Genomic DNA, 23,162 nt, shown 5'->3' with positions numbered 1-23,162 from the left:
GGTCTACTGGAAATGATTCGGCCGCATGCGTCGACACCTCACCCTCGCGGAATGCCTCAACTTGAAGAAAACCCGCCTACGCCGCGGAGTCAAGCGGGTCGACAATGGCCACCTTGGGGAGCGGCTCGGGCCTAGTTTTTGCGAGGCAAGGCAGTTGAGCGCTGACAGATGATTTCTGATGGATGAAGCATCATTCCTACTATTATTTTCCGCTAATCCTGCGGCAGAACGAGTAGATCGCTGTTGCGGAAAATGGCAAAACTGTATTTGGTGCGCGGCACTTGCCGGCTCGCCAATGCGTGCGAGCCTCCCGGGGGAAGGCGGCGAGCAGGGCAAGGCAGGGGCGAATGCCGGGCGCGCCGGATTGGGGGCATATTTGACGGATATCGATGCATCTTCTCGATCGCCACGCAAATGGCTTGGCTGGCTCGGATCGAGGCATAGCGGAGACGAGACAAGCGCGCCTCGTCCCGGTGCCAACACGGAGGACCAGCATCTTTCCGCGCGCCACCATGTCCTGAACGAGATCGCTGCATTCCTGCTCGATCATGGCCTGGAGATCAGCCCGGATAATCTGGTGGTCGCCCACGGCATCGCGAGCGGAAGCAATCCGGGGCTCGCGCGCAAGGTCATGCAGCGCCTGGCGGACGGCGGGACCGTGACGCAGGCGTGGCTCGACGAGGTTACCGCGGCTGCCAAGTCGGATGAAGCGCCGGGCGAGATCAAGCAGTTGATGGTACGTCTCGAGCAGACACTCGACACGTTCTCGAAGAACACGACCGCGGCCCGGCATGCGACATCGAATTACGGTGACGAGCTCGAACAGCAGGTGGCCGACCTCGCGGGCGTCCAGCAAACCGGTCAGATCATCTCGACCCTAGCTGATCTCGCCAAGGCCATGCTGGAAAAGACGCAGCCTCGAAGCCGAAATGCGCACCAGCGAATCCGAAGCGAAAGGCCTACGCCGCAGTCTGGAAAAAGCCCAGCGCGACGCGGAAGTCGACCATCTTACCGGTCTGCCCAATCGCCGCGCCTTCGAAGCCGTGCTCGAGCGCGAGCACAAGGCCGCCCGCGCAGCGCTCGACCCGCTGGTCCTGGCTTTTTGCGATATCGACCATTTCAAGCGCATCAACGATACCCATGGCCACGAGGCGGGTGACCGGGTGCTGCGCCTGATCGCTGATCTTCTGTCCGGAATTTCGGACGACAAATGCCACGTCTCACGCCATGGCGGCGAGGAATTTGTGATGCTCTTCAGGGGGTGCACCCTTACCGAAGCCAAGGAGCGCCTTGACCGGCTGCGCGAGAGCCTCGCCGAGCGGCGTCTGGTCAACCGGCACAATGACGAGCCCTTCGGCCAGATTACCTTCTCCGCGGGCGTGGCTGACGTCTTCGATCATACCGACCCGCGGGCTGCGCTCAAGGCCGCCGATGAGGCGCTTTATGCGGCCAAGACCGGAGGCCGCAATCAGATTCGCGTCGCGCCCAAGCCGGGCACCGCTCGCTAAAGAGTCAGGAGCGCGCTTGCCGCAGGACGTCCCGGACCACCGAGGCGGGAACCGCGAAACCGATGCCGACATTGCCCTCGAACGGCGCCAGGATCGCCGTGTTGATGCCGATCACCTCCCCGCGCATGTTGATGAGCGGCCCTCCGGAATTGCCTGGATTGATCGGTGCATCGGTCTGGATGAGGCCGACCGGGCTTTGCGGCGTCAGGCCGCGGCCCAGCGCACTGACGATCCCTGCCGTGACGGTTTGCCCGAGGCCGAAGGGATTGCCGACTGCGACGACATAGTCGCCGACCTCGGCGGTATCGGCACTGGCAAGCGGCGCGGCTTTCAGGTTCCGAGCCGGAATCTGCAAAACCGCGATGTCCGCGTCGGGACTGACGCCGACCAGCCGGGCTTCCAGCTTGCGCTGGTCCTGGAGCATGACGACGATCACGAGGCCGTCCTTGACGACATGGGCGTTGGTCAGAACCAGCCCGCGTGCGGCATCAACGATGACCCCCGAGCCGGCGGACAGGCGCGGCTCGAGCGCCACGTCCGGGACCCCGAAATGACGGCGAAAATAGGGATCGCGAAGCAGGGGATTTTGCGCATAGGGGGAGGGGTAGGCCACCGCGATGTTCACCACTGCCGGCGAGATGCGCTTGACCAGCGGAGCGACGGTGAGCCGGCTGATCGGCACAGGCTCGGCTGCGGAAACGGGAGGGATATCCCGCGCTGCCCCGCCCCATGAGAACCCCCAGCCGAGCAGGAGGACAGCCAGCAAGGCACAGCCGAGGGCACCGATAAAAAGCCCCCTACGCTTCATGACAGGCCCGGTTGGTGATGCGGATCGGCTGCGGTGCCTTTGCCTTGAACGGCGCCGGGATCTGGAAGCACCGGGTAGTTTCCGCAACACCGGGCATGCGGCCCCGTGGGCCAGCAGCAAAGCGGCGCCATGGCGCTATACTGGAAGGCCTGAAGGGCGGGCTGGACGGGGCGCCGGCGGGGCTTGTCATGGGTGACGAAGCTCAGCCCGCGCCCACGGCAATAGGCCTCCGCAGCCTCGCGCGTGGCAAATTCGAGCATCAGGGAAGACAGTGGATCTCCTGCCCCGGTCCATCCCGTCAGCGGATCGGGCGAGGGCGCGAACCGCTCTCTAAAACGTAAGCGCCAGCGACCCCGCCGCGCGCGTCCGGGGTGGTCGGCATAGGGATCGGGCTCGATGATCGCCTGCGCATCAAGCGGCAGCGCGCTCGTATAGCGCTGCCATGTGGGCTCAATGGCGGTCGCATCTTCATTGTCGTTGGCCCCTTTGGGAGTCGGCCGCACCCCGGGGGCGGCGGGTGGCGGACTGGTCAGACTTGGTTGCGTTGCCATCCTATCCTCCAAGATGAGGACGGCCCGATCGGGCCGCCCTCTCTTCCTGGTCAGTTCTTGTTGATCGGAATGCGCCGGACGCTGTCGACGTCTCCCTCCTTGCGCGGGATGGTGACGGTCAACACGCCGTTGCTGAAGCTGGCCTGCGCCTTGTCGGATTCCACGCCCTTGGGCAGGTGAATCCGCCTTTCGAACCGGCCATAGCTCCGTTCCGAATAGCCGCGATCCTTGTCCTCGAGCTCGGACTTCTTCTCGCCCTTCAAGGCGAGGACGCCGTCCGCGATCGAGAGATCGACCTGCGACTCGTCCAGGCCGGGCAGTTCGGCCGTGACGCGGATGTCCTTGTCGGTTTCGCTGAGTTCGATACGCGGATAGTCGATGACATGGCCAAAGGCCGTGAGCGACGAAGGCAGGCCCCGCCACAGATCGTCGAACAGGCGATTCACATCGCGGTGAAGCGACATGAGCGGATGGGTGGTCCGATCCCGCTCCGGCTCGGCGCCTACGACCGCGGGTAGCCGGTTTTCCTGCCGGCTCCAGGGAATGAGATCACGAAGAGACATGATGATCATCTCCTTTTGAGGCTGGATTGTGGGGTATGGCCTGCCGGCCGCCGTTCCCGAAGGAACGACGCCGGCAGAACCACTTGGAGCGCGAGATCAGGCCGCCTTGGCTTCCTGGTGCTGCGTCTCGATCTGCGCGGGCTCGGGGGACGACCCGCCGATCGCGATACGCCGGGGCTTCATCGCCTCGGGCACGACGCGCTTGAGGGCAATGGTCAGAAGACCATTGTCGAAGGAAGCCTCGCCGACTTCGATATGATCGGCGAGCTGGAAGCGGCGTTCGAAGGCCCGCGCGGCAATGCCGCGGTGCAGATACTCGCTCTTGCCGTCGTCATCGGCGCGCTTGCCCGTGACGGTGAGCTGGTTCTGCTGGGCCACGACCTCGACGTCCTCGGGACGGAAACCCGCCAGGGCTAGCGTGATCTGATAGCTGTCCTCGCCGTTCCGCAGAATGTCGAACGGTGGATAGCCATCGGAGCCATCGCCCCGCATGCCCGTCTCGAGCAGATCGAAGAGTCGGTCGAAGCCGACGGTGGAGCGCCGATAGGGCGCAAAGTCAAAATTGGTTCTCATTTCCAAATCCTCCGGTTGAGCAATTTGGGCATGAGAAGCGCCGGTACAGTAGAGCCGACGCTCTCTATGTCCAACCGGACCCGAACGGCGTCCGGCACCCCAGACGTAATTTCGGCAAACGCAGATTCAAGATATAAAAAAAGGAAAGGAAACAGAGGCCTGAAGAAATTTGGGCTCACTGACCCTGCGGATTTAGACTCTGGCGATCACCCATCGCGATCCCGCGAAAACGGGAGCTGCGCACGTAGGCCGAACACTGCGGGATCAGGATAATGTTAACCAGACTCGCTTACCCTTGCCGCAAGGCAAAGGGTTCGTGTGCGTATGAATGGGGCAGTGGTTCTGCTGATCGTCAATGCGGTGGTGGCAGGCCTCTTCGCGCTCAGCTATTTCCTGATCGCCCGCATCAGTCGGGGACAACGTCCGGTCATCGCGTTCGGGGTCAGCTACCTTTTGGGCATGGTGACGCCGATCAGCGAGATCGCGATCCGGCTGACCGATTATCCCGCGCCCTTCATGCTGGCGAGCTACATGGCGCTGTTGGGCGGTTTCCTCGCCATGGCGGCAGCGCTCAGCATCTTTCATCGCAAGCGCCCACCCTGGACAGCGATCGCTACTCTTGCCGTGCTGGGCCTGATCACGCGCATTGCGATCTGGGGCGGGACGCGAGACGATCTCATTTATGAGCTGGCCTTCCAGCTGCCCTTGGCCCTCGGCATTCTCCTGTGCAGCCATACGGCCTTTCGCACCGGCAAGGGCCAGCTCAACCACACCCTGGCCGGGCTGTTTCTGCTGAGCGGTCTCAACTTTTTCATCAAACCCTTCGTTGCTGCCGCCCTGGGATCGGGCCAAACCGCAAGAGACTATGCAGGGAGCGCCTATGCGCTTTATTCCCAAGCCAGCACGGCCATCCTACTGACGGCTGCCGGGCTCACCGTTCTGCTGATCGTCATCCAGACGACCATTCAGGAATATGTGCGCACGGCGGAGACCGACCATCTCTCGGGCCTCCTCAATCGCCGCGGTTTCGACCGTCAGGCGCTGGCGCTGCTGGCATCGGCTCCAATCGGCAAGCGTCAGCTCTGTGCCGTGATGATCGACCTCGACCATTTCAAACGGATCAACGACTGCTTTGGGCATGATATGGGCGACCGGGTCATCCAGGCCTTCGCCGATATCCTGCGCAGCACGGCGCCCAAGTCCGCCCATCTTGCGCGCACCGGCGGCGAGGAATTCGTGATCCTGCTCAATCGGGTCACTGCACCCGCGGCGGGTCTTATCGTCGAGGCTATCCGCGCCCATACGCGAGAGCATGGCCATGCCGACCTGCCCACCTTCAGCTTCAGCGCGGGCATTTCGCAATACCAGGCGGGCGACAGCCTAGCCGACCTCATGCGCCGCGCCGATCAGGCATGCTACCGAGCCAAGACCTTGGGACGTGATCGTATCGAGACCGACCACGGGATAGCGGCGGACAGCACGGCCTCGACGGTGGTGCCGTTCAAGGCCGTGAATGCCTGAAGGCCAGCACCCCGGCCCTGGAACCACTTCGATTTTTGAAAGACAGCATGCGCCGCCTTCTCGCCCTTACAGTCGCCCTCGTCCCGTCGAGCTATCCGGCCCTTGCTCGGGCCGCCGAGCAGACCGCCGTGGCTGCCCCTATCATCGTCACCGCGCAGAAGATCGAGCAGCGCGACCTGGATGTGCCGATCACCCTTTCGGTCGCGACCGGGCCGCGCCTCCAGGAGCTCGGGGTGACTGACATCGGCGAACTCTCGGCCTATGTGCCGGGCCTCAATATCCAGATCCAAAGCCCGCATAGCCCCGGTTTCGTGATCCGCGGCATCACGTCGGACAATGGCTCCGCGCAGCAGCCGCCGCGCGTTAGTGTCTACTATAACGGGGTCGACATCTCCCGCGCGCGCGGCGCCTATCAAGGCCTCTTCGACCTTGCACGGATCGAGGTTGCCAAGGGACCGCAGGCGACGTTGTTCGGCACGGCCGCCACGATCGGCGCGGTAAGCCTGGTCCCCAATCTTGCGCGGCCGGGTTTCTCGGCCGGCCTCACGAGCGCTATCGGCAATCTCGGCGCCCTGCGCGAGGAAGGCTTCATCAACATCGGTTCCGAGCGGATCTCCGCTCGCGTCGCGGGGCAGTGGAAAAAGCGCGATGGCTACGTCCCAAATCTCGCGCCGGGCCAGGATGATCTCTACGCGCAGGACCAGCTCGGGCTGCGCGGCGCTCTCCATTTTCAGCCGACGGAGAGTCTTTCCGCGGATCTCGTTCTTACCTACGACCGACAGCGCAATTCCGGAACGCCCTTCCTGTCGCGGCGGCTTGGCCCGACGGCGGCGCAAGGTATCTTCGGAGCAGCCTATCTCGGTGGCTCGCTAGCCTCCGGGGCAGTGCTCGGCGGCGATAAGCTCGGGATCGACCGCCACGTCTATGATGTGAACCTCACGGTGACCGCGGACATCGCCGATGGCTGGTCCTTCACGACGACCAATGGCTATCGCCGGTTCAATTCGCGCGAGGTGTTCGACGCCGACGGGTCGGCGGCATGGTATCTGGAATTCGCCGAGCAGGCCAAAGGCTGGCAGGCAAGCCATGAAGGCCGTTTCACATATCGTGACGCTCAATGGCGGGCGATCTTCGGCTGGAACGCGTTCATCGAAAACGGATCGCAGACAGTCCCCTTCTCCACCGAGGTCGGCACCTATCTGCAGTGCACCGCCAATGTGATCCCGGGGCTCGGCTGTGTCGATGCGAACAACCAGGTCACTGCATCGCGGGCAACCGCGCTCCTGTCGCGAGGGCTGGCGACCGTCATTCCTTATTCCAGTTGGTACCGCAACTCGGGCCGCAATACGACCTGGTCGCTGTTCGGCGATGTGAGCTGGATGGCAGCGCCGCGCCTGGAACTTCTAGCCGGCGCTCGGCTGCTGATCGAGGACCGGCGCTCGGGCTATGCCGCGCAGCAGCCCAATGCGCCGCTCTACGGCCGCCCGCTGCTGCCACTGGTCGACACGGCCGGGGCCACCTATACCGCCAAGCGCAGCTTTACCGCTCTCCTTCCGCGCTTCAGCCTGCTCTATCATCTGTCGCCCGCGAGCACGCTGTTCGCGACCATCTCGCAAGGCCGTCGCTCACCTGCTGTGCAGCTTTCGGCTGCGTCGGGGCCTGTACCTGACCTGTCGATCGTTCCGGCCGAGACGGTCTGGAACTACGAAGCGGGTCTGAAGATCGCGCGCGGCGCCGTCAGTGGCGCGGTTTCGGTCTATTACGACCGATATCGCAACTTCCAGGTCACTGTCCTCGACGTCTCGAGCGGCGCGGTCCGCATCGACAATGCCGGGTCGGCAGGCAATGCGGGCGTGGAGGCGGAACTAGACGTGCGTCCGGTCCGGGGCGTTCGCTTCTTTGGCAACATGGCTTACACGGGCGCGCGGATCGACGATCGGCCGGCCAACGGGATCTATGCCGGCGATCGCTTTCGGCTCCAGCCCCGCTGGCAGGCGGCGGCAGGGATGATGATCGAACACTCCGTATCAGATGCCGTCAGCCTCTTTGCCGCGCCGAACGTCACCTACCGCTCCAAGCTCTATTTCGAACTGCCCAATAGCGAGGCCATCAGCCAGTCCGCAGTGACCCTGATCAATGCTCGGGCGGGAGCGCGCCTGTGGAGCGACCGCCTCGAAATCGCCGGGTTCGTGCGCAACCTTACCGACAGGCGCTACCTGCTCGACGCCGGAAATGTCGGCGGCTCGTTCGGCTATCCTACCTTCATTCCCGCCGAGCCCCGCACCTTCGGCATCGAGATATCGGCCCGCTACTAGCGGCCGAGGCGAGGCAGAGCGCCCGCGAGGGGAGGGCGAAGCGGGTGGCGACCCTCTGTGCCCGCGCCCCCGGTCAATGGCCTTCGCGTGCCTGGTTCTCCCGACGTCCGCCCAGTTTCGCGATGCGCTGCTCATCATCGATCCGGTGCATGGCGCGGCTGAGCTTTTCGAAGGCGCGAACCTCGATCTGGCGAACGCGCTCACGGCTCACCTTATAGACGAGGCTCAGATCCTCGAGCGTTTTGGGTTCATCGATCAGACGACGCTGGACCAGAATATCCCGCTCGCGGTCGGAAAGCGTGCCGAGCGCCTCGAACAGCATGTTCTGGCGGCGCTGGCGCTCCTGCGCGCCGGCAAGCGCCTCGTCCTGGAGGGGACTATCGTCGGTCAGCAGGTCCTGCCACTGATCCTCACCCGTTTCCCCGAGCGGCACGTTGAGCGAGGCGTCGCCGCCCTGCATCATCCGCCGGTTCATGCTGGTGACTTCGGTTTCCGAGACTCCGAGCGTGTTGGCGATCTGGCGGACCTGATCAGGTTTCAGGTCGGTGTCGTCATAGGCCTGGAGGGAGTTTTTGATCCGGCGGAGATTGAAGAACAGGCGCTTTTGCGCGGCCGTCGTGCCGAGCTTGACCATGCTCCAGCTGCGCAGAATGAATTCCTGGATCGAGGCCTTGATCCACCACAGCGCATAGGTCGCAAGACGAAAACCGCGATCAGGGTCGAATCGCCGGACCCCCTGGATCAGGCCGACATTGCCTTCCGAAATGAGGTCGGCAACAGGCAGGCCGTAGCCTCGGTAGCGCATCGCCGCCTTCGCAACCAGGCGAAGGTGGCTGGTCACGAGCTTGGCGGCTGCTTCCGGATCGCCATGCTCCTTGAAGCGCTTCGCAAGCATATATTCGTCTTCGGGCGAGAGGATCGGGAATTTCCTGATCTCCGCCAGATACCGGTTCAGTCCATCCTCACCGGCCGGCGCCGGAATAACGGCGTTCTTGAGTGCAATGTCTGTCATGGCTCTTCACGCAATTACCTGTTTGGCGGGCGAACCTTGCCGCCGGCCAGTCTGCGTGGGTCCTGTGTCCAGGGCCCGCAGCTGTCGCGACGCGGCCAGGCTCTGCCTCGGCTTAACCAGTATAAAATCACTTCAAAGCGTTTTGAATATCCTAATGACGCAAAACCAGCGCCGCAGGTTCCCATCCGGATGCGGCAGCGCAGCTGGTGGGGTTCAACTCTTCGCCATGCACACGATATCGGCTTGCCGTCGCTGGCGAAATCGGGCTCGACGAACTCGTGGCTCGTCAAGGCTCGGACGCCGGATCAACTACCGCGTGCGCCTGCGCAGCTTCGAGACGGTGGCCCGCCTCGTGGAAGCCGGGATCGGCATGGGCATCCTTCCCTTGCGCGCCGCCGAGCGCCTCGGCTCGGATGCTCTCTGCGTCGTGCCACTCTCTGATCGCTGGGCCCACCGCCGCCTGTTGCTCTGCGCCAGACGCTTCGCCGACCTCAGCGGCCATGCCCTGGCGCTCATCGACGAGATCAAGCGCCAGGGGAGCGAGCGCTGACGCGCCCTCGACAGGTCCCTTCGCCAGGAAGGCATTCCGCCGACCCGGGGGCCATTTTCTGCTGGGCTATGCTGCTAATCCCTGCGATATAGTACAATTCACAAAATTGTATTGCGAGTAGCCTTGGATACCGTCCCAGACGAAAAGATCGAATTGCCCGAGACGGACGGTCCGCTGCATGAGCGACTGGCCGTTGCGGTCGAGCAGCTCATTGGCGAGCGCCGCTACCGGCCGGGCGACAGGCTGCCCACGCACCGCGTCCTCGCACGACAGGCCGGGGTTGCCATTGGCACGGTCACCAAGGCACTCGACCTTCTCGGATCGCGTGGCATCCTGCGCGGGGAAGTCGGCCGCGGCACATTCGTCAACGATGTTCGCATCGCGCCGGTCGATGGCGGCACCGTCGATCTTTCCATCAACGGCCCTCCGCAGGTTATTCCCGAGGACATGTTCAAGGCCGCCGCCGACCGGGCCATGCGCGCCTGCCTCGCCTTGCCGCATGGCGGCTATGCCGATCAACGCGGAACGCCGGCCCAGCGACGCGTCCTGGTCGACTGGCTCGCGCGCACCCGGCTGCGACTCGCCGAAGACGACGTGATCCTCACCATCGGTGTCCAGCATGGCGTCCATCTGGCCTTCCAGGACCGGCTTGGGGCATCGCCGGTGATAGCCACCGAAGGTGCAACCTATCCCGGCGCGATCGCCGCCGCGCGTTCCCTAGGCATGCAGATGGTCCCAGTCCGACATGACGGCGAAGGTATGGAGCCCGGCGATCTTGACCGGGTCCTCGTCGCCACCCAGGCCAAGACCGTCTACCTGACGCCTGTCAGTCACAATCCGATCGGCTTCGAGACCGGCGAGGAGCGCCGCCGCGATCTCCTTGCCGTCATCGAGAAGCACGACGCATGGATCGTCGAGGACGACATCTATTCTGTCTACTCGACCCGAAACGCACCGACATTCAAGGACCTGGCACCTGAGCGAACCTATTATCTCAACGGCCTGTCAAAGTGCCTGACGCCTCTCTTGCGGGTCGGCTTGATTGCGCCGCCGCAAGCCAGGCGTTCCGCGATCATGCGCGCCCTGCGAGCGCAGGTCTGGGGGGCACCGCCCTACGGTGTCGAAATGGGTTGCGGGTTGATCGAATTGGGAGCGGATCCGATCGTAGCCTCCATCCTGCGCAAGGAAGCCAAGGCGCGGATCGCGCTGGCCCAGCGCATACTGGGCCTTGATGCCGTTCCAATGCCGGAGGGTGCTCCCCATCTCTGGCTGCCTATGCCAGCCATTCGCGCCGAAAGGCTGGCGCGACGCGCAAGCGAGCAGGGGGTTCGCCTTACGCCGCCCGACTCGTCGTTCGTTGGCGGCGAATGCGCGGGTGGGGTCAGGCTCTCGATCATGGCGACGACCAGCCGGGACGACCTCGAACGCGCGCTTCGCGTGGTCGCGGCGCTTCGCGACGAACCAGAAGAAATGATCGTCTAGCAGCGCTGTGGGGCAGGCTTCTCGCTTCGCCCATTCTTCTCCAGCCGTGTTTGCATCGCCACATGTCCATTCTCGGCCCAAAGGTCGAACGTGCGCTGGCCTTCACCGGGCAGCACCTGAACCATGGGAATCTGGCGCAAGGCTACCGGCCTCTGCAACTCGGCATAGAGCAAGGCGTCGTCGAAGCCGGCCAGGGCGGCGGCCTCGCGATCCGTCGCAAAGTAGATCGCCGAGATCCTCGACCAATGAATTGCCGACAGGCACATGGGACAGGGCTCGGAACTCGAATAGATTACGCAATCCTCGAGGAACGGGCTGGAGAGGCGCTCGCAGGCTTTCCTGATCGCCACGATCTCGGCATGGGCGGTCGGATCATGATTGGCATGGACGCAGTTAAGCCCCTCAGCGACGATCCCACCGCCGCGAACGATAACTGCGCCAAATGGCGGGCCTGACCCGGTCGCCATGGCTTGTTGCGACAGGCTTATGGCCCTTCGCATGAATTCGTCATCCAACGAATTGGTCAGCATGCGCAATGCTCCCGGTCAGCAAGGAAAGGGTATCGGAATGCAGCCACTGCCGATGGCGCGGGCCTTTGCAGGTCACGGCTGCTGCTCCCACGGCGCCAAGACCGCAAACGAGCCGACCAGCTTCAGCAATAGGTCGGTGCCAGCCAGGCAAGGCCAGGTGCGATCCCAACGGAATTGATAAGCGCAATCGCTCCGGCACACCACGCCAAGGCGAGGCCTGCACGATGGCGAATAGACATAAGCCCAGCCGCCGCGACGCCCGCTGCCCCGGCGCCGTGGAGCAGGAACATCGCAGCCCAGTCCTGGCCTGGAATGACCAACGTCAGAAGGAGCGGGTGGATGTGAAGAGCCGCATTGTACAAAGGTCGCAAAGGATCGCCCTGCGGCCTGACGGCGCGCAATGTCGCTGGCAGGCAGGTCGAAACTATGCCGCCGCCCAAGTCGAACGCGACGAATAGCACCAGCGCCCATTGCCAAGCCGCCCAATGCACATTGGCGAGGCGCGCGCATCCGATCGCAACCGCCGCCACGCCTAGGCCCACGATCAACGCGGCCCGATGGTCTTGCGTCGTGGGCCCAGCTTGAGGGGGGCCATTTTCTCTCTGCCTTCGGCCCATCGGCCACCTCGTGAACAAACGCTGGCAATTGAGAGTTCAATAGATACAATAATCGCCGAGTCCATGATTCAATTTGGAGGCGACGTGCAACCTGCCTTTGCGATCGACGGTATGAGGGGCGAGCCGGCCGATGTCGTCGCGAGCACGGCGCAAGCGCTTCAGGTTCTCTGTGACGATGGCGTTGTGCTGGCAGCGCAGCTTTGGCGCGGTGGCCCTGTGCGCAGCGTCGTGGTCATCAACCCCGCAACCGGCGTCCTTGCCCGCTACTACCATCGCTATGCGGCATTCCTTGCCAGTCGCGGCCACGACGTCATCACCTATGACTATCGCGGGATTGGCGGCTCCCGGCCGGCAGCCTTGCGGGGATGTGGCTATCGCGGGAGCGACTGGGGGACGCTCGATTTCGCCGCAATCCTCGATGAAGCGGAACGGCTCGCGCAAGGCCGTCCGATCATGGTCGTCGGCCACAGCATCGGCGGCTTCATTCCGGGGCTTGCCCCGCGCATGGATCGCTGCGCAGCCATGCTTACGGTCGGCGCGCAATTTGCCTACTGGCGCGACTATGCCCGCTGGGCGCGGCTCAGCCATTGCCTCAAGTGGCATGTCGCCATGCCGGCCATCACTGCGCTGCTCGGTTACTTTCCTGGGCGCCGGATCGGCTGGCTGGAGGACCTGCCGGCCGGGGTGGCATTCGAATGGGCCTTCCGCCGGGCGCGAATGGAAAGAAGCCTGCCCCGGGCGGAGCGGGCTGAGATTATCCGCCGGCTTGCGGCCTTCCAGGGGCCGCTACTCGCCGTCACCACAAGCGACGATCCCTTTGGGACGCCAGCGGCGATCGAGCGCGGATTGTCCTACTACGCTGGAGCACGCCGGTCGCTGGCCGTGATTGAGCCTGCTGACATCGGGTGCGAGCACGTCGGCCATTTCGACCTGTTCCACAGCCGCCATCGCGACACCTTCTGGCTCTCCAGCGCGCGCTGGCTCGAGAGCGGTGGCCGATGCTGGGACATTGGCATCATCCGCCCTGTGACGGGGCATTCCCTCACGAAGGGAAACACCCATGCCCCCTGGTCATGACGACAGCACCGACTGGCAGCCGATGGTTGCCCTCGACGTCCCTCCACGCGCCAAGCCCAGCAACTATCCGGAGCCCTTTGCCACCCGGATGAAGGGCCGCGTGAAGCGGCAGTTGGGGGATGCCTTCGGCCTTACCCGGTTCGGCGTCAATCTCACCACCCTGCGGCCCGGAGGGGAATCGGCCCTGCTGCACAGGCACAGCCACCAGCAGGAATTCATCTACGTCCTGAGCGGGACGCCAACGCTGCGAACCGACGATGGGGAATTCGTGCTCCAGCCCGGCATGTGCGCCGGGTTCGCGCCCGGCGGATGTGCGCACCAGCTTGTCAATCGGTCTGGCGAGGACGTCCTCTACCTCGAGATCGGTGACCGCAATCCCGAGGATGGCGGCTCCTATCCGGAGGATGACCTCGAAGCCACCTGGACCGAGGGCGGATGGCGGTTCCTCCACAAGGACGGGACGCCCTACTGATGCTCTCGCACATCTATATCGGAGCCAACGACCTTGCCCGGGCCGAAGCATTCTACGGACCTAGCCTGGAGCGGCTGGGATGGCGCCCCCGCTTTTCCGATCCGGTTGTCGGCTGGGCGGCGTGGCAGCCCGCTGATACGGACAGGCCGCTCCTGATCATCGGCAGGCCCTATGACGGCCGACCGGCCTCGCCCGCCAATGGCGGCATGGTTGCCCTGCTGTCCCCGGATCGGCCGACCGTGGATGCGGCCTTTGCCTTGGCGCTCCAAGTGGGCGGCACCAGCGAGGGCGCTCCTGGCCTGCGCCCCCACTACCACGCCCACTACTATGGGGCCTATTTCCGCGACCCGGAGGGCAACAAGCTCTGCGTCTGCTGCCACGATGCGCCGGGCGAAGGCCCCTCTGCGAAGGTGCGCGCCATGCTGTCGCGCGAGCAGATGGTCCGCCACGGCGAGGAGTGGATTGAAGCCTGGAACCGGCGTGATGCCGAGGCGGTCCTTGCTGGCTTTGCGGAGGATGCGGTCTTTCGCAGTCCCATGGCCGCGAGGATCGCCGGGACGGACCAGCTCGAGGGAAAGATGGAGATGCGGGCCTACTGGCAGGCTGCACTGGACCGGATCCGCCATCTCCACTTCCGGCTGATCAGCATGGTCTGCGACGAGACCGCACAGGCAATGGTCATCCACTACGAAGCTGAGCTCGATGCCTCGGTCATGCGGGCCTGCGAGATCTTCCAGTTCGGGCCTGCTGGCAAGGCCGCGGGCGAGGCGCTCTACGGCCACGCCGCCGAACGACTTGCGCCTGGCTCCCCTTCCGACCCTGATTGCTGAGGACACTGTCCGTGCCGACTTATTCCTATTTCACTGTCGATGTCTTCACCAACCGGCGCTTCGGCGGAAATCCGCTGGCGGTCTTTCCCGATGCCCAGGGGTTAGATGCAACGACAATGCAGGCGCTCGCAGCCGAAATGAACTACAGCGAGACCACGTTCGTACTGCCGCCGGACGATCCGTCGAACACCGCACGCGTACGGATCTTCAACCGCACCGCGGAAATGCCCTTCGCCGGCCATCCCAATGTCGGCACGGCCTGGATCATGTCCTCGCTCGGCCTCGCGAGCGGACCCAGGCTGCGCTTCGAGGTTCCGGCTGGGATCGTCGAGGTCAGCCTGTGCCCCGATGGGAAAGTGGAGATCGAGGCGCCCCAGCCGCTTTCGACGGCCCCCGACCTGCCAGCCGCCCTGGTGGCGCCGTGCCTGTCGATCGACCCGGCCCGGATCATCACCTCGCGCCACCCGCCGCTGGTCGCAAGCGTTGGCATCGACTTCCTGCTCGTCGAATTGGCGGAGGGCAGTCTTGTCCACCTTGCCCCGGACATCACTGCCTTCAGGCAAGCTGCCTCGGTCGAGGACAGCACGCGCCTCTCGATCCTCGCCTACGAACGCTGCGTGGATATGGTCCGCGCGCGAATGTTCGCGCCATTGGCAGGCACCTGGGAGGACCCGGCAACCGGCAGCGCCAATGCGGCACTCGCTGCTCTCCTTCTCTCGCTAGGGGGCGGGGACAAGCTGGAGCTCCAGGCAGTCCAAGGCGTCGAGATGGGGCGGCCCAGCATGCTGTTCCTGCGGGCCTGGCGAATCGGCGGCGAAATCCGGTCCGCAGTCGCCGGACGCTGCGTCCCGGTCTTCAGCGGCACGGTGACCCTGTGAGTTCGCACCATGCCGCCAGCCCAGGCGTGCCCCCCGGACACTTGGCCATGGCCCTGCTGGTCGTAGCCGTCTGGGGAACCAACTTCGTGGTGATCCACGAGGGGCTCGCGGAATTTTCCCCGCTAACCCTTGGGGCGCTGCGCATCTTCTTTGCCTCGGTGCCCCTGCTGCCCTTCCTGCCTTGGCCTGACGTGCGGCCGCTCACGGTCATCTCATACGGCCTGCTCAGCGGCGCCCTTCAGTTTGGGCTGATGCTCTATGCGATGAACGGGCATGTCTCGCCCGGCCTCGCCTCGACCTTGCTCCAGATGCAGGCTCTTTTCACCGCGGTCATCGCTGCCCTGGCGGGAAACGAGCGCCTCGACCGACGCGATGTCCTGGGCCTTATCATTTCAGGGTTCGGCATTGCTGTGATCAGCGGGCACGTTGCGAACGGCGACGCCAGCATCCTCGGTATCGCCTGCGTCCTTGGGGCTGCGCTCGCCTGGGCCTGTGCGAACATCATCGTGCGCCGTGCCCGGCCAGCGCGAGCCATCTCGCTCGTCGCCTGGAGCAACCTTTTCGCGATCCCGCCGCTGGTTGCCGCGACCCTCCTGGTCGACGGCCCCGACCGGGTACTTCGTAGCATTGTCCATGCCAGCTGGGGCGGCTGGATGGTCGTCTTATGGCAGGCCCTTGCCAATGCCCTGTTTGGCTACAGCGTGTGGAACTGGCTGCTGGCCCGGCATCCGGCATCGCGGATTGCACCACTGGCGCTCCTCGTGCCCGCCTTCGGCCTCGGAGCATCTGCCTGGTATCTTTCCGAGCCGCTCCAGCCTTGGAAGATCATCGCCGCGCTGGCCATTGTCGGGGGCCTGTTCCTCGGCATGACCCGTCCGCGCCTGACCACCCAGAGCGCCGCCGCTGCACCGGCAGCTTCACGCGGGAAGCCAGCATCCTGATCCGGGCGGGTTCATTCTTTCACTCCGACCGTATGCCCCGACTGCACGGGGTGCTCGGTCCTTGGCCGGTCCGTGGATCGCGAACAGGCAATATATTGGCGCCGAACGCCGGCGGCATTGCGGATCACGCGCAGTTGCGCCCTTGGGAAAGAGTCTGGGGGCCGGGCTGACCCGGCGGGAGGGAAAAGCCGAGCATGCCTGCCGACCGATGGCGGTCGCGGCTGGCGCCAAGCGTAGCCCTGGCGGATGCCTTCATTCGCTCCGCCCGGGCGGCAGCGTCGCCAGGCGACCTTGCCCTGTTGATGGAGGCGGTCACCGCCGACCTGGGCTTTCGTTACTACGCACTCATCCATCACGCCGACCTGCGCGGCTCGCCCCCGGGCCGGGTTGATGTCCGCCACTATCCCGAGGCAGTTGCTGCCCGGATCATCGACGAGGGCCGGTATCGCCGCGATCCGGTCATCCGGGCCTGTGCCTTCGCCGACGGCGCCTTTCTCTGGTCCGAGCTCGACCGGATCATCCATCTTGATCGTCATGACCGTCGCTGCCTCGAGGCAGGCCAGGCCGAAGGGCTGAACGAGGGCATCACCGTGCCGTCCGTGCTGCTCGGGGACTGCATGGGCTCGTGCACCTTCGCCGGGATCAAATCGCCGAAGCGCGCAGTTCGCCTGCTCGGCCCCGTCCAGATGATCGGCATATTCGCTTTCCAGGCAGCACGCCGCCTGGTCACGGGCCAGCGCCAGCCACGGCCGGTGCCGCGCCTGCACCCCCGGCCGCGCGACTGCGTGATCCTTGCCGGGCGGGGCCTGTCCAACAAGGAAATCGCGCGAACCCTCTCGCTCACCCCGCGCACCGTCGATGGCTACATGACCGAGGCACGCGAGCTCTTCGGCGCCCATGATCGCACCGAACTGGTCGTGAGCGCGATCTTCGCCTTGCGCCCTTTGTCGATCATGCCACCGATTAGCGTGCAGACGAACGGGGTGATCCAGAACGGCCATATCTTGCAGCACCCTGGCCGGGGCAGCGACGTCAATTTCGATTGAGGCCCATTTCGCGGCTTTGAAGCTTGCGTTTCCAGAGTTGCTCGATGCTCCGAATCTCGTCGAGAGTCGCCGCCGATCCACTGACTTCCAAGATGCTGACCTGATAGTCGCCTGGCTCGCTGCTCTTCAGGCCAAGATTGCCACCATGACCGTCCTGAGCGTAATTCATCCAGCGGCCGAAAAACCCGCCTTCACCTGTCGCCGAGCCCACATATTGCTCTTTCGTTTTGGCCGAGGTGAGAAGGTAAATTCCGCGTGCGGCGCGCAGCGCTGACACCCATGTCGCCGGCAGGCTCTGCACCTGCGATACGTTCGTCACGAAGTGCGTGTACCCGGGAAAGGCGTCTTCACGAAATGCGCGCGTGAGCTCGATGATTGGCTTGTTCTGACGGTCGGGACGCTGCACCCATTTGCGCGCGCCCGCGCCCCATTCAATCCAGAGCCGGCCGATATAGGGCTCCAGATGCGAGGTGAGCGCCGTGCGGTATTGGTCGAGCGTATCGGCGGTCAAGGTGATGCCCGCGACCTGGTGGAGCGGGTCCAGCCAGCCTGGAGGCGCGGCGCCAATATGCTCCGCCGTGTAGATCCCGGCAAACAACGAGCCTCCTGTCGGCGGCGCGACAAAGCTCGCCCAGATCGGCGCGGCCAGGCTGGCCCGATTTCCGGAGGTCTGAACGCTTTGATAGTCCTCGAAGGCCGGTCGGTCGTCGCGCCACAGGCCATAAGGCGTGCGTCCCGTCGACGCCTTGGTCTGGTGTCGCAGGAGGCGAACATCGGCCGGGTCAAGCCCGGCCTTTTCGAGAAGATCGGTGAACAGCAGCATTTACAGAAACTTGTAGCCCGCGTGGTCGTCGAACATCGTAGCGTCGCGCACATAATCCGCGACCGTATCGAGCGACTTGTGCCGGCTGTGGTCCTTCATTTTGAAGAGATTGGCGCGCTGGGATGCTGCCTCTGTGAGAAACCCCGCGCGAAGCGAATGGCCTGAGTAGAGGGCAGGATCGAGGCTTGCCGCAGTCGCGCAGGCCTTGACGAGCCGCGCGACCGTCTTGTCGGTCATCGGTTGATCGGTAAGCCCGTCCGAGCGGGTCAGCCGCCGAAAAAGAGGCGCCTGCCGCGCCTCGCCGGTCTTCGTATCAGCGCCGTCAAGGGCGGCGGCGGACATCCAGGCCTTCAAGAGCCGGATCGGCTGTATCGCCCGGCCCTCGGGGATGGCGACAACTTGTCCGAGTGCTTCCTGATCGCGCTTCGATTTCGGGATAGTAATGCGAACGCCCTCAGCGGTGAAGACGAGATCGCCCAACTGCATCGCGGCGAGCTCAGAACGCCGGAAGGCTCCGGCCATGCCGATCGCCAGGATCGCGCGGTCCCGAACGGCTCGCAAACCATTGCCCTTTATCGTGGCGAGCATGGCTTTGAGAACATCAGCCTCCGCCGGCGCCTTCTGGAGCTTCTTGCGCGCATAGCGTCGGCGAACGCCCGCCATCATCTGGGCAATGATGCCGGCCGTGTCGCGCGCCGTAGGCGGAGCGAAGCCGGCCTCTTTATGGTGATGATTGATTGCCGCGACGCGGCGTCCAATCGTGACCGGCGCGATACCAGCCTCGGCCTCGACATGGGCAAAAAGCGCGACAATGTCGGGGTGGGCTGGCATGGCCTCGACGTTGCGCGCATCGCAGAAGGCGCAGAAGCGTTCCCAGTCGCTGGCGTACGCTTTTTGGGTCGAGCTGGCCTTGGCAGCAGCCAGCGTTTCGCGCGCACCCCCGATTTCCGCGAGAAGATCGGCGGGAAGATTGGTCGATAATGGAAGCAGGTCGCGTGCCATCGCGATCAGCCTAACAGAGCCCCCTCTCGGCGTAAATCCTATGTCCGAGAATCCCATTTATCGGACATAAGTGGATGGAGTGGATCCCCAGACCTGATGAACCGTCGCACGCTTACCCAGCCCCCGGCCGTGTGGCTTGATAGCGCAGCTGGTGGCACAGCGGCTCGCCGGCGGAATAGGCGCGGACGCTTTCCAAGGTGGTCTCGGCGATGGCTGTCAGCGCTTCTTCGGTGAGGAAAGCCTGGTGGCCCGTCATCAGGACATTGGGAAAAGTCAGCAGGCGCTGGAGGATGTCGTCGTCGATGATCTCGCTGGAAAGATCGTCGAAGAAGATGCCCGCCTCCTGCTCATAGACATCGAGCGCAACACCGCCCAGCCGGCGCGCCTTGAGCGCCTCGATCAGCGCGGCACTGTCGATAAGCGCGCCGCGACTGGTATTGACCAGAACCAGATCGGGCCGCGCTGCCGCCAGGACGCGGCCATCGATCAGATGGCGGGTCTCGGGCGTGAGCGGGCAGTGCAAGGTGATGATATCCGCTTCGCGAAGCAGGTCGTCGCGCCCGACATAGCGCACGCCGATCGCGACGAGCGCTTCGTCAACGACAGGATCGCTGGCCAGGACCTCACACCCAAAGCCAGCCCGCAAGGCCCGAGCGACAAGCCCGCCAATCTGTCCCGTTCCCACGACGCCCGCGACCCGTCCGTGCAGGTTACGGCCGACAAGGCCATCGAGCGCGAAATTGTTCTCACGAACCCGGGACCATGCGCGGTGGATCTTGCGATCGAGCGCCAGCAGGAGACCGATCGTGAATTCGGAAACCGCGTGCGGCGAGTAGGCCGGCACCCGCACGACGGCGAGACCGAGCGTCTCGGCCGCCACGAGATCGACATTGTTATAGCCTGCGCAGCGCAACGCGACGAGACCCACCCCGCCTTCGGCCAACACCTCGAGCACCTGCCGGTTGGCGATATCGTTCACGAAGATACAGGCGACGTCAAAACCGCGCGCGAGCCGCGCCGACGTGGGCGACAGGGCAACGTCAAGGAAATCAAGATCGAACCCATAGGCCATGTTCGCCTGGGTCAGGAACTGCCGGTCGTACTTCCGCGTGCCAAAGATCGCGATGCGCATGTCGGCCTCCGAGCGCGGACTCGTCCGCGAGAGCAAAGAGGATGAGCGACCGCACTGCCGGCGGAAAGCCTTTCGCGCGTGTGTCCTTCAGATTTTACGCATTTTGTCGCAAAAGGCCGAACTCCATTAATCACTTTGTGAAATGGGAAAGGTTCAATTTCCTCCGGTTTCGATTGGCGATGTTCCCCTTTCTCTTTTGCCTGCGCGATCAACATGACGCGCCCTTGGTCATCCTCGCGGCTATAGTCTGTCTCCTGACGGCGGCGGCAACCGTTCGCCTGTGTCGGCAGGCGGCCTGGATAGACACAGGTTCGCGCAGCGTGTGGCTGACGATGGCGGGGCTGACTGCCGGTCTTGGGATCTGGGCCACGCACTTCATCGCGATGCTGGGCTACGATCCCGGCATCGTCATGGGCTATCATGTCCAACAGACCGTAGTCTCGCTCCTGGTCGTACTGGCAGGCGCGACAGCGGGCCTCTTCATTGCGACACGCGCGCCGCACCGGCTCGGCGCGCTTCTTGCCGCTTCGGTTATGGGCGGCGGCGTCACGGCCATGCACTATCTTGGCATGGCGGCGCTCGAAATGCCTGCGCTCATTCGTTGGAAGGCCGATTATGTCGCGGCCTCGGCCGTGTTCGCAATCGTCCCGCTGGTCTGGGCGCTGCCGCTTGCGCTACGCGGCAGATCGCTCGCCAAAGGCGCGGCGGCCGCAGGTCTGATCACCGCCGCCGTCGTCCTGCTACACTTTACCGGCATGACCGCGATCACGCTGATCCCGTCGCGAGGCGATTTTTCACCCCTCAGCATGATGTCTCCCCGCGCCATGTCGCTCTGGATATTTCTCGCGGTCTCCTGCACGATCGCTCTGACCGCGGCGGCGGCGATCACGAGCCGGCGGACGGGCATCAAATTGCGGCGACAGGAACGCGAGAATCAGCTTCGCGTCCAGGGCATGAAGGCCCAACTCGACCTGGCCCTTGAGAATATGCACCAGGGCCTGTGCCTATATGACGGCGACGGTCGGCTTCTGCTCTGGAACCAGCGTTTCCTGGATCTGTACGGGCTTGGGCGCGATGCGCTCCAATGCGGCATGACGGTGGGTCAAGTGATCCGCACCGGCATTGCCAACCATCTTCCCGTTGCCGAGGTCGAGCAGCGCGCAGCAGAAATCGAGCGTAACCTCGCCCAGGCACTGAGCGCTTCAGGAGACGCGCCCGCAATCTCGGAATATCCCGGCGTCGTGGTGAGCGTACGTTCGCGCGCGCTTCCCGACGGCGGATGGGTGAGCACCTTTGACGATATTACCCAGCAGCGCCGTTCGGAGGAACGAATCCGGCACCTGGCGCTGCATGACGGCCTGACCGGCCTGCCCAACCGGCGCAGGTTCAACGATGTCGTCGACCGCGATCTCGACGTTGCGGCGCGGGCCGGTTCGCGCCTGGGACTGGTCGTTGTCGACCTCGACAATTTCAAGGATATCAACGACAGCCGCGGCCATTCAGCCGGTGACGAGGCATTGAAGATGGTCGCCGCAGCGCTCAAGGACGCGGTTCGCGAGAATGAACATGTCGCGCGGCTGGGTGGCGACGAATTCGCCGCCGCAATTCTGTACCGCGAAGACTATGAGCTTGCCGACTTTGTAACGCGCCTGAGCACCGGGCTGGCGGCGATCAATGCCGGCAATGCGCACGATCTGAGCGTCCATGCGAGCCTTGGGATCGCAACCTATCCGGCTGACAGCCAGGATCGCGAACAGCTGTGCAATCATGCTGATCTCGCCATGTACCGCGCAAAAGGGACGGTAGGCGAGCGGATCTGCTATTACGAAAAAGGCATGGACGAGCAGGCGCGCGAACGCCGGCAACTCGCCGCCGACCTTCGGGGCGCCGCCGCGCGCGGCGAGATGACGATCCTCTACCAGCCGCAGCGTTCGCTCAAGGACGACAGGGTAAACGGCTATGAAGCTCTGCTGCGCTGGACCCACCCCAAGCGCGGCCTGGTTCCCCCTGACATCTTCATTCCCGTTGCTGAAGAAACCGGCGAGATCCTGGCCCTGGGCGAGTGGGTGCTGCGGCAAGCCTGTGAGGAGGCGGCCCGCTGGGGTGACGGACTGACCGTGGCCATCAACCTTTCCGCCGTGCAGTTGAGCCAAGCGAGCCTGCCCGAGAGCGTGGCCCAGACCCTTCTGGAGACCGGACTCGCACCAAGGCGTCTCGAACTGGAGATCACTGAAACCGCGATCATTGCCGACAAGCCGCGCGCCTTGCATATTTTGCGTAAACTCAAGGCGATGGGTATCGCCATTGCTATCGACGATTTCGGCACCGGTTATTCCTCGCTCGACACGCTTAACTCGTTCCCCTTCGACAAGATCAAGATCGACAAATCATTCGTCATCGGGTCCGAAGAGCGGCCGCAGGCCAGAGCAATCATCAGGGCTGTGCTCGCGCTGGGCCACAGCCTTGGCGTCCCTGTGCTCGCCGAAGGGGTGGAGACCAGCGGGCACGTCGACCTGCTGGTGGCTGAGGGGTGCGACCAGGTCCAGGGCTACCTCTTCGGGCGCCCCGCCCATGCACCAAGCCTTCTTGCGGGGGAACAAGCTCAACTGGCCGCCGGTTGATCCGCAGGTCCGTCGCGCAACGACGCGGGAGCGTCGCGAGGCGTCATGGGAGGGCGATGTCGGAAGCGAGGGCGAACCGTCCCCTTAGCTCCCAAGCTATCGGTCGAGAAAGGACCGCGAGCCGAAACGGCAGCCCCTTTTGCGAAGCTGCCGTCCCTCAGCGCGACCCGATGCTACTCCGAATTTGCATCCTTTTGCCTATATATAACATCATTTCCCATCCTCAAAATCTAGTTTTGATGTATAAACCATCACACTGATTGACGGGTGCCGTCTTTAGGTCGGGTGGCCGGCATCAACCGGTGACATC

22 protein-coding genes are annotated in these 23,162 nt (G+C 64.1%); 12 read left to right on the top strand and 10 right to left on the bottom strand.

The window, feature by feature from the left end; all coding sequences use genetic code 11:
- Positions 1-202: 202 nt before the first annotated feature.
- Positions 203-856, bottom strand: a complete 654-nt coding sequence (locus tag LH128_RS34515) for a hypothetical protein (protein ID WP_008829912.1) — start codon at positions 854-856, stop codon at positions 203-205.
- Between the two features lie 73 nt (positions 857-929).
- Here LH128_RS34515 and LH128_RS34510 point away from each other — a divergent pair, with 73 nt between their 5' ends.
- Positions 930-1,508 (top strand): GGDEF domain-containing protein, encoded by a 579-nt coding sequence (locus LH128_RS34510; protein ID WP_008829911.1) that lies wholly within the window; start codon positions 930-932, stop codon positions 1,506-1,508.
- Between the two features lie 4 nt (positions 1,509-1,512).
- Here LH128_RS34510 and LH128_RS12055 read toward each other — a convergent pair whose 3' ends face one another.
- The 4 genes from LH128_RS12055 to LH128_RS12045 all read right to left on the bottom strand — a co-directional run bounded on the left by LH128_RS12055 (position 1,513) and on the right by LH128_RS12045 (position 4,003).
- Positions 1,513-2,274, bottom strand: a complete 762-nt coding sequence (locus LH128_RS12055) for a trypsin-like peptidase domain-containing protein (RefSeq protein WP_327195140.1) — start codon at positions 2,272-2,274, stop codon at positions 1,513-1,515.
- A 38-nt stretch (positions 2,275-2,312) separates the two neighbouring features.
- Positions 2,313-2,867: an NADH dehydrogenase ubiquinone Fe-S protein 4 gene (locus tag LH128_RS32145; protein WP_083910192.1), complete on the bottom strand. Its 555-nt coding sequence runs from the start codon at positions 2,865-2,867 to the stop codon at positions 2,313-2,315.
- A 50-nt stretch (positions 2,868-2,917) separates the two neighbouring features.
- Positions 2,918-3,430, bottom strand: a complete 513-nt coding sequence (locus LH128_RS12050) for an Hsp20/alpha crystallin family protein (protein WP_008829908.1) — start codon at positions 3,428-3,430, stop codon at positions 2,918-2,920.
- A 96-nt stretch (positions 3,431-3,526) separates the two neighbouring features.
- Positions 3,527-4,003, bottom strand: coding sequence for an Hsp20 family protein (locus LH128_RS12045; protein WP_008829907.1), 477 nt, complete (start codon positions 4,001-4,003; stop codon positions 3,527-3,529).
- Positions 4,004-4,339: 336 nt separating this feature from the next.
- Here LH128_RS12045 and LH128_RS12040 point away from each other — a divergent pair, with 336 nt between their 5' ends.
- Both LH128_RS12040 and LH128_RS12035 read left to right on the top strand, forming a co-directional pair.
- The gene (locus LH128_RS12040) at positions 4,340-5,524 is read left to right on the top strand and encodes a GGDEF domain-containing protein (protein WP_235870848.1); all 1,185 of its coding nucleotides are present in this window, start codon (positions 4,340-4,342) and stop codon (positions 5,522-5,524) included.
- Positions 5,525-5,571: 47 nt separating this feature from the next.
- Positions 5,572-7,839 carry a TonB-dependent receptor gene (locus tag LH128_RS12035; RefSeq protein ID WP_008829905.1) on the top strand — a complete coding sequence of 756 codons (2,268 nt, stop codon included), beginning with the start codon at positions 5,572-5,574 and terminating at the stop codon, positions 7,837-7,839.
- A gap of 73 nt (positions 7,840-7,912) precedes the next feature.
- Here LH128_RS12035 and rpoH read toward each other — a convergent pair whose 3' ends face one another.
- Positions 7,913-8,851 (bottom strand): RNA polymerase sigma factor RpoH, encoded by a 939-nt coding sequence (rpoH, locus tag LH128_RS12030; protein ID WP_008829904.1) that lies wholly within the window; start codon positions 8,849-8,851, stop codon positions 7,913-7,915.
- 316 nt (positions 8,852-9,167) lie between these two features.
- Between rpoH and LH128_RS33370 the strand changes: the two genes are divergently transcribed.
- Together LH128_RS33370 and LH128_RS12020 are read left to right on the top strand one after the other, a co-directional pair.
- Positions 9,168-9,401, top strand: coding sequence for a LysR substrate-binding domain-containing protein (locus tag LH128_RS33370; RefSeq protein WP_008829903.1), 234 nt, complete (start codon positions 9,168-9,170; stop codon positions 9,399-9,401).
- Between the two features lie 123 nt (positions 9,402-9,524).
- Complete coding sequence (locus tag LH128_RS12020; protein ID WP_008829902.1) at positions 9,525-10,883, top strand: aminotransferase-like domain-containing protein; 1,359 nt, start codon at positions 9,525-9,527, stop codon at positions 10,881-10,883.
- Here the strand turns inward: LH128_RS12020 and LH128_RS12015 are convergent.
- Positions 10,880-11,413: a nucleoside deaminase gene (locus tag LH128_RS12015; RefSeq protein WP_008829901.1), complete on the bottom strand. Its 534-nt coding sequence runs from the start codon at positions 11,411-11,413 to the stop codon at positions 10,880-10,882. The two genes, LH128_RS12020 and LH128_RS12015, sit on opposite strands and share 4 nt — an antisense overlap.
- A 680-nt stretch (positions 11,414-12,093) precedes the next feature.
- On the opposite strand from LH128_RS12015, the gene LH128_RS12005 reads away from it, so the two are divergent.
- From LH128_RS12005 to LH128_RS11980, 6 genes are all read left to right on the top strand, one after another.
- On the top strand, positions 12,094-13,107 hold the full coding sequence (locus tag LH128_RS12005; protein WP_008829899.1) for an alpha/beta hydrolase family protein: 1,014 nt from the start codon (positions 12,094-12,096) through the stop codon (positions 13,105-13,107).
- Complete coding sequence (locus tag LH128_RS12000; protein WP_008829898.1) at positions 13,091-13,579, top strand: cupin domain-containing protein; 489 nt, start codon at positions 13,091-13,093, stop codon at positions 13,577-13,579. The genes LH128_RS12005 and LH128_RS12000 overlap by 17 nt, the downstream gene beginning before the upstream one ends.
- Positions 13,579-14,409, top strand: coding sequence for a nuclear transport factor 2 family protein (locus LH128_RS32135; RefSeq protein ID WP_008829897.1), 831 nt, complete (start codon positions 13,579-13,581; stop codon positions 14,407-14,409). Before LH128_RS12000 ends, LH128_RS32135 begins: the two co-directional genes overlap by 1 nt.
- Before the next feature lie 11 nt (positions 14,410-14,420).
- Positions 14,421-15,287, top strand: coding sequence for a PhzF family phenazine biosynthesis protein (locus tag LH128_RS11990; RefSeq protein ID WP_008829896.1), 867 nt, complete (start codon positions 14,421-14,423; stop codon positions 15,285-15,287).
- A gap of 47 nt (positions 15,288-15,334) precedes the next feature.
- The gene (locus LH128_RS11985) at positions 15,335-16,228 is read left to right on the top strand and encodes an EamA family transporter (RefSeq protein WP_008829895.1); all 894 of its coding nucleotides are present in this window, start codon (positions 15,335-15,337) and stop codon (positions 16,226-16,228) included.
- A gap of 194 nt (positions 16,229-16,422) precedes the next feature.
- Complete coding sequence (locus tag LH128_RS11980) at positions 16,423-17,274, top strand: helix-turn-helix transcriptional regulator (protein WP_008829894.1); 852 nt, start codon at positions 16,423-16,425, stop codon at positions 17,272-17,274.
- Here LH128_RS11980 and LH128_RS11975 read toward each other — a convergent pair.
- The 3 genes from LH128_RS11975 to LH128_RS11965 form a co-directional block, all read right to left on the bottom strand.
- Entirely contained in the window at positions 17,261-18,097 is an 837-nt protein-coding gene (locus tag LH128_RS11975) for a GIY-YIG nuclease family protein (protein WP_008829893.1), read from the bottom strand. The two genes, LH128_RS11980 and LH128_RS11975, sit on opposite strands and share 14 nt — an antisense overlap.
- Positions 18,098-19,099, bottom strand: coding sequence for a site-specific integrase (locus tag LH128_RS11970; RefSeq protein ID WP_008829892.1), 1,002 nt, complete (start codon positions 19,097-19,099; stop codon positions 18,098-18,100). It lies immediately after the preceding gene.
- Positions 19,100-19,211: 112 nt separating this feature from the next.
- A complete protein-coding gene (locus tag LH128_RS11965; RefSeq protein ID WP_008829891.1) occupies positions 19,212-20,231 on the bottom strand; it encodes a 2-hydroxyacid dehydrogenase in 1,020 nt (339 codons plus the stop codon).
- 41 nt (positions 20,232-20,272) lie between these two features.
- On the opposite strand from LH128_RS11965, the gene LH128_RS11960 reads away from it, so the two are divergent.
- Complete coding sequence (locus LH128_RS11960; RefSeq protein WP_261937543.1) at positions 20,273-22,852, top strand: bifunctional diguanylate cyclase/phosphodiesterase; 2,580 nt, start codon at positions 20,273-20,275, stop codon at positions 22,850-22,852.
- Positions 22,853-23,162: the final 310 nt, after the last annotated feature.

It is taken from the genome of Sphingomonas sp. LH128 (assembly GCF_000293195.2).
Taxonomy (GTDB): Bacteria; Pseudomonadota; Alphaproteobacteria; order Sphingomonadales; family Sphingomonadaceae; genus Novosphingobium; species Novosphingobium resinovorum_A.
The sequence above is the reverse complement of the archived record's forward strand: the minus strand, read 5'-3'. Positions and strand labels throughout refer to the sequence as shown.

What these genes read in the sequence shown, in the direction of transcription:
- LH128_RS34510 (WP_008829911.1), top strand. Translation starts at nt 930, where the DNA reads ATGCGCACCAGCGAATCCGAAGCGAAAGGCCTACGCCGCAGTCTGGAA.
- LH128_RS32145 (WP_083910192.1), bottom strand. Translation starts at nt 2,867, where the DNA reads ATGGCAACGCAACCAAGTCTGACCAGTCCGCCACCCGCCGCCCCCGGG.
- LH128_RS12050 (WP_008829908.1), bottom strand. Translation starts at nt 3,430, where the DNA reads ATGTCTCTTCGTGATCTCATTCCCTGGAGCCGGCAGGAAAACCGGCTA.
- LH128_RS12045 (WP_008829907.1), bottom strand. Translation starts at nt 4,003, where the DNA reads ATGAGAACCAATTTTGACTTTGCGCCCTATCGGCGCTCCACCGTCGGC.
- LH128_RS12035 (WP_008829905.1), top strand. Translation starts at nt 5,572, where the DNA reads ATGCGCCGCCTTCTCGCCCTTACAGTCGCCCTCGTCCCGTCGAGCTAT.
- rpoH (WP_008829904.1), bottom strand. Translation starts at nt 8,851, where the DNA reads ATGACAGACATTGCACTCAAGAACGCCGTTATTCCGGCGCCGGCCGGT.
- LH128_RS12015 (WP_008829901.1), bottom strand. Translation starts at nt 11,413, where the DNA reads ATGCTGACCAATTCGTTGGATGACGAATTCATGCGAAGGGCCATAAGC.
- LH128_RS12005 (WP_008829899.1), top strand. Translation starts at nt 12,094, where the DNA reads ATGATTCAATTTGGAGGCGACGTGCAACCTGCCTTTGCGATCGACGGT.
- LH128_RS12000 (WP_008829898.1), top strand. Translation starts at nt 13,091, where the DNA reads ATGCCCCCTGGTCATGACGACAGCACCGACTGGCAGCCGATGGTTGCC.
- LH128_RS32135 (WP_008829897.1), top strand. Translation starts at nt 13,579, where the DNA reads ATGCTCTCGCACATCTATATCGGAGCCAACGACCTTGCCCGGGCCGAA.
- LH128_RS11985 (WP_008829895.1), top strand. Translation starts at nt 15,335, where the DNA reads ATGGCCCTGCTGGTCGTAGCCGTCTGGGGAACCAACTTCGTGGTGATC.
- LH128_RS11980 (WP_008829894.1), top strand. Translation starts at nt 16,423, where the DNA reads ATGCCTGCCGACCGATGGCGGTCGCGGCTGGCGCCAAGCGTAGCCCTG.
- LH128_RS11975 (WP_008829893.1), bottom strand. Translation starts at nt 18,097, where the DNA reads ATGCTGCTGTTCACCGATCTTCTCGAAAAGGCCGGGCTTGACCCGGCC.
- LH128_RS11970 (WP_008829892.1), bottom strand. Translation starts at nt 19,099, where the DNA reads ATGGCACGCGACCTGCTTCCATTATCGACCAATCTTCCCGCCGATCTT.
- LH128_RS11965 (WP_008829891.1), bottom strand. Translation starts at nt 20,231, where the DNA reads ATGCGCATCGCGATCTTTGGCACGCGGAAGTACGACCGGCAGTTCCTG.
- LH128_RS11960 (WP_261937543.1), top strand. Translation starts at nt 20,273, where the DNA reads ATGAGCGACCGCACTGCCGGCGGAAAGCCTTTCGCGCGTGTGTCCTTC.